The 13,341-nt window shown below is 66.4% G+C and carries 12 protein-coding genes and 1 tRNA gene; 8 read left to right on the plus strand and 5 right to left on the minus strand.

Annotated features, from left to right (window positions below; translation table 11 throughout):
* Positions 1-30: 30 nt before the first annotated feature.
* Complete coding sequence (gene mgtE / locus AKN83_RS21520) at positions 31-1,452, minus strand: magnesium transporter (RefSeq protein WP_050399806.1); 1,422 nt, start codon at positions 1,450-1,452, stop codon at positions 31-33.
* 84 nt (positions 1,453-1,536) lie between these two features.
* On the opposite strand from mgtE, the gene AKN83_RS21525 reads away from it, so the two are divergent.
* Positions 1,537-2,352, plus strand: a complete 816-nt coding sequence (locus AKN83_RS21525; RefSeq protein WP_050399807.1) for a polysaccharide deacetylase family protein — start codon at positions 1,537-1,539, stop codon at positions 2,350-2,352.
* A 95-nt stretch (positions 2,353-2,447) separates the two neighbouring features.
* The gene (locus AKN83_RS21530) at positions 2,448-3,824 is read left to right on the plus strand and encodes a polysaccharide deacetylase family protein (RefSeq protein ID WP_050399808.1); all 1,377 of its coding nucleotides are present in this window, start codon (positions 2,448-2,450) and stop codon (positions 3,822-3,824) included.
* Between the two features lie 13 nt (positions 3,825-3,837).
* On the opposite strand, the gene AKN83_RS21535 is transcribed toward AKN83_RS21530, so the two are convergent.
* On the minus strand, positions 3,838-4,212 hold the full coding sequence (locus AKN83_RS21535) for a hypothetical protein (protein WP_050399809.1): 375 nt from the start codon (positions 4,210-4,212) through the stop codon (positions 3,838-3,840).
* 233 nt (positions 4,213-4,445) lie between these two features.
* On the opposite strand from AKN83_RS21535, the gene AKN83_RS41280 reads away from it, so the two are divergent.
* The 5 genes from AKN83_RS41280 to AKN83_RS21555 all read left to right on the plus strand — a co-directional run bounded on the left by AKN83_RS41280 (position 4,446) and on the right by AKN83_RS21555 (position 11,426).
* Complete coding sequence (locus AKN83_RS41280) at positions 4,446-5,765, plus strand: hypothetical protein (RefSeq protein ID WP_244522039.1); 1,320 nt, start codon at positions 4,446-4,448, stop codon at positions 5,763-5,765.
* Between the two features lie 40 nt (positions 5,766-5,805).
* Positions 5,806-7,602, plus strand: a complete 1,797-nt coding sequence (locus tag AKN83_RS41285) for a hypothetical protein (protein WP_244522040.1) — start codon at positions 5,806-5,808, stop codon at positions 7,600-7,602.
* Entirely contained in the window at positions 7,599-9,269 is a 1,671-nt protein-coding gene (locus AKN83_RS21545) for an SWIM zinc finger family protein (protein WP_050399810.1), read from the plus strand. Before AKN83_RS41285 ends, AKN83_RS21545 begins: the two co-directional genes overlap by 4 nt.
* Positions 9,270-9,621: 352 nt before the next feature.
* Complete coding sequence (locus AKN83_RS41290) at positions 9,622-10,200, plus strand: hypothetical protein (RefSeq protein WP_063695453.1); 579 nt, start codon at positions 9,622-9,624, stop codon at positions 10,198-10,200.
* The gene (locus AKN83_RS21555; RefSeq protein WP_063695454.1) at positions 10,137-11,426 is read left to right on the plus strand and encodes a reverse transcriptase family protein; all 1,290 of its coding nucleotides are present in this window, start codon (positions 10,137-10,139) and stop codon (positions 11,424-11,426) included. Before AKN83_RS41290 ends, AKN83_RS21555 begins: the two co-directional genes overlap by 64 nt.
* Before the next feature lie 225 nt (positions 11,427-11,651).
* Here the strand turns inward: AKN83_RS21555 and AKN83_RS21560 are convergent.
* Positions 11,652-11,736: transfer RNA gene (locus tag AKN83_RS21560), tRNA-Leu, on the minus strand.
* Between the two features lie 93 nt (positions 11,737-11,829).
* On the minus strand, positions 11,830-12,075 hold the full coding sequence (locus tag AKN83_RS21565; RefSeq protein ID WP_021080574.1) for a FliM/FliN family flagellar motor switch protein: 246 nt from the start codon (positions 12,073-12,075) through the stop codon (positions 11,830-11,832).
* 60 nt (positions 12,076-12,135) lie between these two features.
* Between AKN83_RS21565 and lipB the strand changes: the two genes are divergently transcribed.
* Positions 12,136-12,864: a lipoyl(octanoyl) transferase LipB gene (lipB, locus tag AKN83_RS21570; RefSeq protein WP_050399811.1), complete on the plus strand. Its 729-nt coding sequence runs from the start codon at positions 12,136-12,138 to the stop codon at positions 12,862-12,864.
* Positions 12,865-12,867: 3 nt separating this feature from the next.
* Here lipB and AKN83_RS21575 read toward each other — a convergent pair whose 3' ends face one another.
* A complete protein-coding gene (locus AKN83_RS21575; protein WP_050399812.1) occupies positions 12,868-13,293 on the minus strand; it encodes a tautomerase family protein in 426 nt (141 codons plus the stop codon).
* Positions 13,294-13,341 lie beyond the last annotated feature (48 nt).

Consider the following 13,341-nt stretch of genomic DNA (forward strand, 5'->3'; position numbering starts at 1 on the left):
TTAACGATAAGCGAGCCCGCGGGCGCCGGCTTACTTCAAGCCGAACCACAGCGTGGCGATGCCGAGGAACGAGAAGAAGCCGACCACGTCGGTGACGGTCGTGACGAAGGTGCCGGAGGCCACCGCCGGGTCGGCCCGCACCCGTTCCAGCACCATCGGGATCAGGATGCCGCCGAGCGCGCCGGCGACCAGGTTGCAGATAATGGCGAGCCCGATCACGAGGCCGAGACCGGGGATCTTGAACCAGGCCACCGCGGCAACGCCGGTGATGACCGCAAAGGCGATGCCGTTAACCAGCCCGACCATGGTCTCGCGCAGCACCACCCGCATCGCGTTGAATGCACCGAGTTCGCGGGTCGCGAGCGCGCGCACCGCGACCGTCATGGTCTGGGTCGCGGCATTGCCGCCCTGGCTGGCCACGATCGGCGCCAGCACCGCGAGCGCCACCATCTTCTCGAGCTGGCCCTCGAACAGGCCGAGCACCGAGGAAGCCAGGAACGCGGTGGCGAGATTGACCAAGAGCCAGTTGAAGCGCCCGCGGGCAATGGTCCAGACCGTGTCGGACAGCTCTTCGGGATGGGTGACGCCGCCGAGCGCCTTGAGGTCCTCGTCGGCCTCCTCCTCGATCACGTCGACGACGTCGTCGATGGTGATCACGCCGACCAGCCGATCGGTGGTGTCGACCACCGGAGCTGCGACCAGATTGTACTTGCCGAACATCCGCGCGACCTCTTCCTGGTCCTCCAGCGCAGAGACCCGGCGGCGGTCCTCGTCGATCAGGTCCTTGACCGGAACCGGGCGGCGCGCGCGCAGCAGCACGTCGAGCGCCATCGCGCCCAGCAAGTGCCTGTCGGCGTCGACCACATAGATCTCGTAGAAGCGCTCCGGCAGATCGGGCGTGTCGCGCATGTAGTCGATGGTCTGCCCGACATTCCAGTCCGGCGGCACCGCGATGAACTCGGTCTGCATCCGCCGGCCGGCGGAATTCTCCGGATACAGCAGGCTGCGCTCGATGTCCTCGCGTTCGGCCGCCGGCAGCTTCTCCAGGATCTCTTCCTGGTCCTCCTCGTCGAGGCTCTCCAGCAACTCGACGGCGTCGTCGGATTCGAGCTCGCGGACGCCCTCGGCAACGGTCTCCGGCTCGAGTTCCTCGAGGATCTCCTCGCGGACCGTCTCGTCGACCTCGTTGAGGGCCGAGAAGTCGAAATCCGCGCCGGTGATCTCGACCAAGGTGACGCGGTCGTCCGGCTCCAGCGCCGCGATCAGGTCGCCGAGATCCGCCTCATGCAGTTCCGCCACCACCTCGCACAGCAGCGGTCGGTCGGCGGCATGGATCGCCCGGGTGATCCCAGCGACGAATTCTGGGCGGAGCTGGCCTTCCTCGTCCCGCATCGGCATCCCGGCGAGCGGGTCGGCCTCGGCGGGTTCGGCAACGTCGATATTCTCGGCCATGCCGTGTTTCGCCGGTTTGACAGGAGGAGAAAAACTGGTTGGATGAGTGCGGAACGGATTACCTAATCGGTGGGGGCCAGTGCAATGAGAAAGATGTCGAGCGCACCGCGACCGATCCTCAACATTGTCGCGGCGCTGATGGCGCTCGCACCTGTTGCAATGTTCAGCTTGGCGCAGGCCGCCGAATGCCCACGCAAGGACGCGCTCGGCACCTCGCGTGTGCTCGAGGTCGACCCTGCGACCTATCCGCGCGTCGGGCTGAAGAGCTTTCCGCAGACCCTGCCGCTACGGGATGGCGAGGTCGTGCTGACCTTCGACGACGGACCAACACCTGGCGTCACCGACAAGGTGCTGTCGGCGCTGGCAACCGAATGCGTGCAGGCCACCTTCTTCATGGTCGGCCGCAATGCAGCCGATCATCCCGACATGGTCCGGAAGATCGCACGGCTCGGCCACAGCATCGGCTATCACAGCTGGGACCACCCGCATCTCAACAAGATGCCGACGGACCAGGCCGAGGCGAACATCAATCGAGGGATCGAAGCGGTCCAAATCGCCCTGCGCGGCACCGCGAGCACGGTCCCGAGCACGCCGTTCTTCCGGTTCCCCTATTTCGAGTCGACGCCCGCCCTGCTCGAGCGCCTGGAAAAACGCCGTATCGCGGTGTTCGGAGCCGATTTCTGGGCCAGCGATTGGAACAAGATGACCCCCGAGGAGGAACTCAAGCTGCTCACCGGGCGGCTCGAAGGCCACCGCAAGGGCATTATCCTGCTGCATGACCCGCAAATGCGGACCGCCGAGATGCTCCCTGCTTTCCTAAGATACCTGCAGGAGCATAATTATCGCGTCGTCCACATCGTGCCGGCCGCGATGAAGACCGTGTCCGACCGGACACGTTGAACCCGGCACCCAAGGTGGATTACAGACCGTTAAGGTGGCATTCATGGGGCCGTCCTTAAGGATTCGTCAGTGCGTTCGGAATACGGCCGAGATTGATGATTGCAAACGCTGTGGTGATGATCCGGAAGCGGTCGCGGACCGTGATGGGCGCGGCGCTGCTGGGCTGCTGCTTCATGACGCCGCAGGCCGGTCTCGCCGCGGATTGCCCGGGTAACCCCAACGCACTCGGCACCTCGCGGACCATTGTCGTCGACCCCAGGGAGCATCCGCGGATCGGCACCATGCAGTATCCGGAGACGCTGCCGCTCGCCGACCACGAGGTGGTGCTGACCTTCGACGACGGCCCCCTGCCGAAATACAGCAATCAGGTGCTGGCCATCCTCGCCAGCCAGTGCGTCAAGGCGACCTTCTTCACCATCGGCTCCCAGGCCCGGTTCAATCCGGAGGGCGTGCGCAAGCTGATCGCCGCCGGGCATACCGTCGGCACGCACAGCCAGAACCATCCGTTGACGATGAACAAGATGCCGCTGGAGAAGGTGCGGCAGGAGGTCGACGACGGCATCGCCTCGACGCTCGCGGCGCTTAACGGCGACAAGAGCAAGCTGGCGCCGTTCTTCCGGATCCCCGGCCTGATGCGCGCCGAGATCCCCGAAGCCTATCTTGCGTCACAGGGCATCCAGGTCTGGAGCGCCGATTTCCCGGCCGACGACTGGCGCCACATCTCGCCGCAGCGGGTCTACGATCTTGCGATCCAGCGGATCGAGGCCAAGCACAAGGGCATCCTGCTGCTGCACGACATCCAGCCGCGCACCGTCGCGGCCCTGCCGCGCATCCTCAACACGCTGAAGGAGCGCGGCTACCGCATCGTCCATGTCGTGCCGGCAACGGCTGACCGCCCGGCGACGCCGACCGAGCCGCAGCAATGGTTCATGCGTCCCCCGACCGAGACGGTCGCGATCACGCGCTGGCCCCAAATTCCCAACTTCGTGTTCACCGCAACGCGGACGCTGCCGGCCCCGGTGCTTGCCGACATGGATTGGCGCGACGCCGAAATCCTCGATCACGCGCAGCGCGCGCGCGTCGGCGCATCCGTGCGCACGCAGTGGCCGCAGCCACAGCTTTCGCAGCCCGCGCCGGTCTCCACGCTGCCCACCCCCGCGGCGGACGTGTTTCGCGTTCCCGAAGCGCTGGACCTGACCCTGCTCGCGGCCCGCACCGCGGCCGATCGCCGCCTCGCACGGCGCGCGGCAACCGCCCCCGTGGCCGGCGCACCGCGCGCGCAGGCGATCTCCACGGGTCAGACGAGGCATCCGATGCAGGCTGCGCATCAGATCCCCGCTGCGGCTCCGGGCCAGCTTCACGGCGCGCCCTTGCGGGTTGCACCGTTGGCCGCAAGCAATGCGTCGCTCCATGTCGCCAAGCGCACCCCGCGCGCCGAGGCCTCGGCGGCCAGCAAGCGCATGCCGGACTAAATTAGCGCACGACCTAGCTGACCACGATCTTGGCGACGCAGAGCAGGATCACCAGCGCCAGGAAGAAGATGTCGATATAGGATTTGATCTCGCCGGCATGCCTGAGCTCGGTGACATCGGCGACGATCTGCTTGCGCGAGGCCACCGCATTGGGCCCCTCACCGGCCGCAGCCGCGAGCCGCCGCGTCTCGCCTTCGAGGCGCTCGATCCGCTGGAAGAAATAGAACGAGCGCAGGCCCGAGAGGGCATGCATCGTTGCATAGACCAGGACCAGGATCGCGACCGTCGCGCGCTGCTCATATTTCTCCAACAGGTTGAGCGTGAAATAGACCAGTCCCAGGAACACGAAGTTGGAGAGGATACGGTAGGCGTAGCTGGCAAAGATCATCAGGCACTCCGGGTGGGCCGCGCGATCGGAAGAGGCAGCCTGTGGTCGGCAGCGACATACCAGCAAGGCCATGCATCCGCTACTCTACCCGATCGGTGTTACAGGACGGCATCGACCACAGCTTCACGTCACCAGCCGGCTCGACCAGCATGGCTGGCGCGCGGGTCGTCGGCCCATTGACGCGGCGCGGCCGGCTTGCGATGTAGGCGGCCCCGGACATCCCAGGGTGGTCAATGCAAATCGTTCGTTCCGTTCGCCTCTGGATGAAGGAAGGCAGATCTGACAAGCTCTATGAAGTAGATTTGGTCGATCTGGAACGCGCCGACAGCGACGCACGATATCTCGTCAATTTTAGATATGGCCGCCGCGGCACCTCGTTGAGGGATGGAACGAAGACTCCGTCGCCGGTTACCCGCCCGAACGCCGAGAAGCTGTTCGACAGTGTCGTCGTATCCAAGATCAACGATGGTTATCGCCGCATCGACGGCGACGCTCCAGCGCTGACCGTTCCCGACGCCGACGTCGATTCTACCGGTGGCGACACGGAACTGCTCAGGAAGCTCGCGATCTGCGCGCGCAGCTCCTGGCCGGAGAAGGAGCGCGACCGCCTGTTCTGGCGCCTCGGCGTGATCCGGCTGACCGCCACCTATCCCCAACTCGCCGCCTTCGCCGAGAAGATCGGCGCGACCAACGCGAGTTACAGCCTCGTGTATGCACTGGCGCGCTGTGGCGGTGCGGACGCCGCCGATCTGTTGCGCAGCTGCGCTGACCACAACGCCAGCCCGGTGACGCGCGACTACGCCGCCTATGCCGTCGCAAGCGATCTGATGGGCGCGCGGCAATCGTCGCCGCGGCTGTCGCTGCCGCGAACCACCGATGCAGCAGCGACACGCGATATCGAGACGGCGCTGGCGAACGGCAATGGCGCGGGCCTGACGCAGGCCCTGCTCGCGGCGAACTCGGCGCAACCGGGCTTCGCCAATCAGTTCCTCATTGCCCTCGCCCACCACGCGCTCGCGGACGACGCTGCGCGCAAGACGCTGCTCGCGGCCGTGCATGCGATGAGCCCACAGCCGCCCTACGTGCAGGTGCTGCGGCGCCTGTTCAAGTATGCCGATCTCACCGACGACGGCCCGCTGTTCGCCGCGACTGCACGGCAGTTCGAGCTGGCTACGCCGATGTATTATCGCGGCCGGGTCCACAACGACCGCGTCTGGGTACCCGGTTCGCGCCAGGCGATGAAGCTCAGCGAGGAACAGCACAGCGCGGCTCCGCGCATCGCGCTGTCCGACCAGACCCTGTTCTACTTCAAGCGGCGCGCCTGGCGCATGCTGCGCAAGCGCGCCGAGCTCGGACAGGACGCCTTCACGGCGATGGCGAGCGAACTCCTGCTCGCCTTCACCGACGCCGACCATCAAGCCGGCGACGTGGACCGAGCATGTCCGCATCGACGGCAGCTTTCGTTCCGTTCCCCATTCCGCCGAGGCGCTGAGCCGTGTCTGGAGCGTCAGCCACCTGCTCTATGCCGGGAGCCAGACCAGCCGCTTCAATGACAAGGCTCTCACCCATCGCCATGTCGGCACGCGCACGCCCGTGCAGCGCGAGGAAGCCTTCCCCGCGCTATGGGATGCGCAGCCGCAGCGGCTGCTGCGGATCGCGACGCTGGCGCGGAATCATGCGGCCGCGCGCTTCGCGGCAGGGGCGCTGCGGCAGGGCCCGCCGCGGCCCGATGCGATGGATGTGGCTGCGATCGGCGGCCTGCTGGCCTCGCCCTATCCCGAGGTCAGTGCGCTCGCGGCCACGATCGCGCGGCGCCTGATCGATGCAGGCAAGGCCGATGCGGCATTGATCGCCGCCCTGCTCCAGGCGCCCGCACCTGACATGCGCGACCTGGCCATCCGTGCCATTGACGACCGCCCCGACTGGCCGTTTGCCGATGCCGCCCTCGCACGCGCCGCGCTGACGAGTCCGGACGAGCACGTGCAAGGCCGTACGCGCGGCTGGCTGCGCGACCGAGCGCCTTCACGGGACCAACGCGCTCGTGCGACGGAAGCGTTCGCTGCCTGGCTCGCACAATTGCCGGCCGAACTCGACGACACGCTGCGCGCCGGCCTCGCCGCGGCTCTCGCGCTGCTGCCACAGCTCTGGCCTGATCGCGACTGCCCGCTGCAGCCGGAGGTGATCGAAAGTCTGACCGGCCACGCCAGCCCTGACGTGCAGGCGGCCAGCATCCAGCTGATCGCGGTGACACCGACGCGGCCTGACGACCTGCCGACAGCGTTCTGGCAGGCGATCCTGCAGGCCGACGCGCCGGAAATTCGTATTGCCTCGATGAGTCTTCTGGCACGGCTCGACGACGCCGCGCTCGCGCAACATCGCGATGGCATCGCATTGGCGGCCACCGGCGCTCACACAGGGCTGCGAGCGGCCGCGCGGCCGCTCGTTGCGCGCCTCGCGGCGACCGATGAGGCCTTCGCCATCCGGTTGCACGATGCGTTGATGGCCGGCTTCTTCCGCACTGAGCCGGTCGAAGGCCATGCCGCCGACATGGTCACCCTCTTCGTCGAGGCCTTGCCGCAGGCAGCGGCTGCAATCGACGACGGCACGCTGTGGCGCCTGCTGCAGGCGCGCGCGGCCGGCGCCCGCATGCTGGGCGCAAAGCTGCTGGAGAGCCGCGACGCGTCGCGCTTCTCGGTCCGTCAGCTCGCCCGCCTCGGCAACCATTCGTTCGCCACCGTGCGCCGCTTCGCGCTGCACGCGTTTGCGACCGACGAGCCCCGCTTCCGCGCCGACCCACAAAATGCCGTGCTGCTGGTCGAGAGCGAATGGGACGATGTACGAACCGTCGCAGTGAACCGCCTCACGGCATGGCCCAGCAACGCGCTGCCGGCGGCGGCGCTGGCAGTGATGGCGGACTCGACCGTGCCTGCGGTGCAGGACGGCGCTCGCCTGCTGCTGCGGCGCAGCCTCGCTGACGGCGATGTCGCCGAGGTGCTGGGGCGCGTATTGGAGCACCCCTCCGGCAGCTTCCATCTCTTCGTCACCGAGCTGATCACAGGCGATTCGCTGGCGGATGCAGCGATCTTCGCCAAATTCCTCACGCAGGCCCGCATCATCCTGATGCAGATCAACCGCGGGCGCATCGCCAAGGACCGGATCTTCACGGCGCTGCGCAACGAGGCGCTGGCGCACCGGGACCGCGCCGCCGCGATCGCGCAGCTGCTGCACGACTTCACGCTCAGCGTGACTCTGCGCGACAAGGCGCCGGCGCTGATCATCCTGCGCGACATCGCGCATGCCTGGCCGGATCTCACGCTCCCCGTCACCGTGGCGCGCGCCGGCCGGACGTTGCCGGGCGGCGGCTCGCAAACCAGCGGAAACGCCGCATGAATTTCGCATATCGGTTTCTCGGCAGCACCAGCGCCTCGTCCGATGCCGCCTCGTCGTCGTTCGCCTTCGCGCCGGACACGCTGCGCCAGCCGACATTCTTCACCGGCAAGGTCGCACGCCATCTTGCGTTCCGCGAGGCGATCTCTGCACTGCATCATGTCGTCGTGTCGGACTTGCGCTTCAAGCCGCGCGACCGTACCGCCTATTTCGAGTGGCTGAAGCAGAACGAGGCCAATTTCCTCGCCGAGGCGACGGCGCAGTCCGCGGCGCTCAAGCCGCGCATCGCGGAATTGCAGGACCGCATCCGCGGCTTCGACCGCGAGCGCGATCGGCTGATGAAGCCGTTCTGGGCCGCGCGGCAATCCTATTTCAACTACCTCTACAAGCAGAACCGCGATGCCTGGATCGTGCTCGACCCGGTGATCACGGTGCATCCCGACGAGATCTTCTTCGAGTGCTTCAGCCTCGACGAATCCAGCTACGGGCGGCTGTCGTGCGACCACGACGTGTTCGAGAGCCTCGGCGAGATGGCGTTCGGCACCACCAATATCGACTACAGCCACGCCCTCTACGACGAATTCCAGAAGATCCGCTCCTATCGCGACACCACGCTCACCATCGACCCGTCCGGATTCGAGGTGCAAACCGGCGACGACCTCGACTTCCGCGAGGAAAAGATCGATCTGCCGGACAGCTGGGTGCGCGGCTTCCTGCAAGTGTCGAGCGCCATGACCTTGCCGGCGCATGTGTTCGACCTGCATCCGGTGGACATGGCCAATATCCTCACCCGCCTCGCGCAGAGGAAGGAACAAGCCGGCCCGCGCTCGCTGCGCTTCGTGCTGAAGCCGGATGCGCCGGTGGAGGTGGTCATCGAGCCGTGGCACGACCGGCTCACCTTCCGCCGCTCGATCTATCGCGGCAAGTCACCCGCCGAGGTCCGCATCTGGGGCCGCCGGCGGCTTGCGATCCTCGGACGGGCGCTGCCGCTGGCGCGGTCGGTGCAGGTGCATTTGACCGGGACCGGCCTGCCATCGTTCTTCGTGGTCGACTTCGGCGGTCTGCGCTTCACGCTCGGCCTGTCCGGCTGGACCGCGAACGACTGGTCCTCCGCCGGACAATTCGACCTGCTCGCGCCACGCCACAGGATCGACAACGACACCGCCCAACGCGTTTTCGCAGCGCTCGGCAAGTCGCATACGGCGACCGCCGCTGAGCTGGCTCAGCACACCGGCGTCGACCAGGCGCTCGTGCATGCGGCACTGACGGCCTACACCCAGGCCGGACGCGTGATGTTCGACCTCGACAAGTCGCTGTACCGCCTGCGCGAGCTGACGCGCGAGCCGCTGTCGCCCGCCCAGTTGCGCTTCGCCAGCGCGCAGGAGGAGAAAGCCGATCGCCTGATCAACGCCAACCTCGTGACGATCGGCAATATCGATCGCAACCATGGCGTTCGCGCGATCAACGGCAGCGTGCTCGACAACGCCCGCACCGAGCAGGTGAATCTCGTCATCGACGATGACGACCGTCTCGTCGAGGCGCGGTGCAGCTGTCATTTCTACGGGCACAACAAGATGATGCGCGGCCCTTGCGAACACATGCTCGCATTGCGACGGATATTCCATTCGCAAGTCGAGGGCGTCGCCCAGGACGGGCCCGCCATCGCATGAGTGACATGAGAGCTGCCATCCGCAGAGCCGGCTTGAACCGGCCACGACAATTCGCGTATCACTGCATTCGGAAGGGCGCAGGCCGGTCAGGACCTTGCAATCCGGGCGGCGTATCGCCGTCCTTGCATCATGACCGCGCACGCGTCACTGGCCCGATCTTCACTGGGCCGGGGCAGTCCACCCGTACGCAATCGCAGAATGGGTTCCTTGAACCCAATTGCGTACGGGTGGACGCCCCGGCGTCGAGTGGATCGATCCAGTTCTTAGAAGAGACGAAGGCAACCCGGCCTGCGCCCTTTCCGATCCCCCTCCGCAAGACCGCCGCCGCCCTCCTGAGCGGAGGGCTCGCCGCATGAACGAGACCGTTGCTCCCGGCACGCTGACGCGTCAGGAACTCTACGACCGCATCCGCCAGTCGTCGAAGGACGAGGTCATCCTCGAAGAGATGATCCGGCTCGGTTTCTGGCCCGACGGCGAAGACGCGCCTGCGCCGGCCGCGGACGTGATCCGCGCCCGCGCAGACGCAATGCGCGAACTCACCGAGTTGCAGCGTCAGAACGCCATGCTCGGAGATCCCGAGCGGGCGCTGAAGGAGATGCACAAGCGCCGCAAGGCCGAAGCGATGGCGCGGCGGCAGGAGACCAAGCGTCGCAACGCGGAGGCACGTCAAAGCCGGGCCTTTGCCTGGTATGATCGGCGCAAGCGCGACGTGCTCTATCTCGGCGAGGACGTCTCGCCCGGCCTGCATAACCGTACGACCACCACGCCGTTGCATGACGGCCTGCCTCCGCTCGCCGATGCCAAGGCACTGGCTGACGCGATGGGCATGCGCTGGGCGAATTGCGCTTCCTCGCCTTCAACAGAAAAGTGGCGTCGGTCAACCACTATCAGCGCTTCACGATCCCCAAGAAGAGCGGCGGCGAGCGGTTGATCTCGGCGCCGATGCCGCGTCTCAAGCGCGCGCAATATTGGGTGCTGGACAATATCCTCGCGCGGGTGCCGCTCCATGATGCCGCGCACGGCTTTGCAGCGCAGCGCTCCATCCTGACCAATGCACGCAACCATGTCGGCCGCGACGTGGTGATCAATCTCGATCTCAAGGATTTCTTCCCGACCCTGACCTACGCGCGGGTCAAGGGCCTGTTCGAGGCGCTCGGCTATGCTGAAGCTGTCGCGATTCCGCTCGCGCTGTTGTGTACCGAGCCAATGGTCGACGAAGTGACGCTCGACGGTGAACGCCACTTCGTCGCCGACGGCCCCCGGCTGCTGCCGCAGGGCGCGCCGAGCAGCCCGGCGATCACCAACCTGATCTGCCGCAAGCTCGACCGACGTCTTGTCGGGCTCGCGCGCACACTTGGCTTCGCCTACAGCCGCTACGCCGACGATCTGACCTTCTCCGGCTCGGGCGAAGCCTTGAAGAAGATCGGCACCTTGCTCAAGGCCGTGCACGGCATCGTCGAGGCCGAAGGGTTCAAGGTCCATCCCGACAAGACGCGCGTGATGCGCCGCTCGACGCGCCAGGAGGTCACCGGCCTCACCGTCAACGAGGCGGTAGCCGTGCCGCGCGAGCTGCTGCGCCGTTACCGCGCCGTGCTGCAGCAGGTCGAGCGCCACGGACCGGCCGGCAAGCACTTCGGGCCCGGCAAGGACGTGATCCGGTCGCTGCTCGGCTTCGGCCATTTCGCCGCGATGGTAGATCCGGAAAGCGGCACGCCGTTATTGCAACGAGCACAGCGCCTCGCCGCGCAATATCGATCCGTCCCTTCTGCGCGGCGCCCGACGCGCACCGCATTCCGCAAGGCCGCAGCCGCCGGCCAGGCGCCGCCGGGCCGGCAATGGAGTCCCGCCGAGCGGCCGCCGCCACCGCCGGACCCGGTGCTGGTCGCGCTGGCACGACAGGACGAAAAGAAGCGGACGGCGCAAGCGCGCACCGCAGCGCCGGCCCCCCCGCGCATTCCCAATGTTCCGCCACCGCCAGCGAGCGTGACGCGCGCGGTGCAGGCTGCGGCCCCGTCGGCACCAAGCGGGAGAAAGCAGCCATGGTTCATTACGGCACTGGTCATCGTCGCGGCACTCGCCGTCCTGCCGTTCCCTGGCGGCCCCGCAATCGCCGGCGCGATGCTGTTTCTTTACTTCAGCCGTTGGTGGAAACGGTGAACGACCGCCCCGTCGCGTCGATCTTCGACCAGCCGACGAAGGACGGAAGATAGCGAGTCCAGGGGGAGAATCGCCGGGGGTGATTCACCTGGGCGGGCGTCGTTATGGTGGGCTTCCGCGCAGGACGGAAGCGGACCTGAACTCCACCGTTCGACGTTGCCCCACATCCCGAACCGGGAGCATGGGCGCTAAAACCGCAACAATTTCAATTGGAAATTCCAAGTGTGGTGCGCTCGGAGGGACTCGAACCCCCACGGTGTTACCCACTGCCACCTCAAGGCAGCGCGTCTACCAATTCCGCCACGAGCGCTAAGGATGTCGGATGGAACCCTAAGGCGCCGCCGCATCGAGGGGGCCATGTAACAAATCACGGATGCAGGGACAAGGCGCTTGATGCGTGAAATTAACTGCGAACCCCGGGAGATTTCGGCAGCATTTGCTTGACCTCGACCGCAATCCGGTTGCGATCGACCAGGACGACGCCGCTGGCCACCGGCAGGTTGTTGGCGAGGATCTTGACCTCGTCGGCCTCGGTGGCATCCAGTTCGATGATGGCGCCACGGGACAGCCGCATGACCTGGTGAATCGGCATGGTGGTGGTACCGAGAACCACCATGAGATCGACGCTGACTTTATCGAGCGTGGGCACTTCTGAACCGCCGAACCGGAACTAAATTGTGGTTTCACCTGACCACGTTAGGGTTAGCTAATGGTTAACGACCGCCAACGCCTCGATTTGACGACCTTTGCGCACCCTGTGGGCGGCCAAGCGGTCGAGTGGCTGATCGCGGACGGTCCGGTGCCCTACCCCGATTCTCTCGCCGCAATGGACGCAAGGGTGGCGGCGATCGCCGCCGGCTCGGCACCTGAACTGGTGTGGCTGCTTGAGCATCCGCCGCTCTACACATCCGGTACCAGTGGCAAGCCGGACGATTTGCTTGCCCCGCGCTTTCCGACCTTCCAGAGCGGCCGCGGCGGCCAGGTCACCTATCACGGCCCGGGCCAGCGCGTTGCCTATGTGATGCTCGACCTCAAGCGGCGCAGGCCGGACGTGCGCGCCTACGTCGCCTCGCTGGAGGAATGGATCATCCGCACGCTCGCCGCCTTTAACATCCGCGGCGAACGCCGCGAGGACCGCGTCGGGGTCTGGGTGAAACGCCCGGATAAAGGCCCGGGACATGAGGACAAGATCGCTGCGATCGGCGTCAGGCTGCGCCGCTGGGTCTCGTTCCACGGCATCGCGATCAATGTCGAGCCCGACCTCTCGCACTTCCAGGCCATCGTGCCATGCGGCGTCGTCGATCCGCGCTATGGCGTGACCTCGCTGGTCGATCTTGGACTGCCGGTCACGATGGCCGATGTCGACATCGCGCTCCGGCAGGCATTTGCCGAGGTGTTCGGCGACACCGCAGCGCGCCTGCCGGAAGCGACAGCCTGAGGCTCACGCCGCCTTCTGCGGCGCGACCTCAAGCTTGCCGGCGATGTAGCGGCGTTCCTGGGTCAGACCGCCGAAACCGTAGGCATCGCCCTTTACCTCGTCGACATGGGCGTAGCTCTCGGTGTGGAGCGGCCCGAGCAGCTCGCCCATCCGCTTGAACAGCGCGGCGAGATAGGCCGCCTTCTCGTCCTTGGTGTTGGTGCCTTCGCTGACATGGACGTCGAGCCAGTAGCTCGCGAGCCCCTGCTCGGCGAGCGACTTGCCGCCTGCGAACCAGTCGGCGGCATCGGCGGACTTCACGATGATGGCGGTGACCTTGGGATCCTTGTGCAGAATCCCTGCGGTCAGATCCGACACGGCGGCGGCGATCTCGGACTTCAGCGACGGCCTCTCGCGGGAGGTCGCGTAGGTGACGGTGATGAGCGGCATGATCGGTCTCCTTGAATCGGTCGGCGCGGTCAATCGCGCCGTCTTTAG

The organism is Bradyrhizobium embrapense (assembly GCF_001189235.2).
In the GTDB taxonomy this organism is placed as follows: domain Bacteria; phylum Pseudomonadota; class Alphaproteobacteria; order Rhizobiales; family Xanthobacteraceae; genus Bradyrhizobium; species Bradyrhizobium embrapense.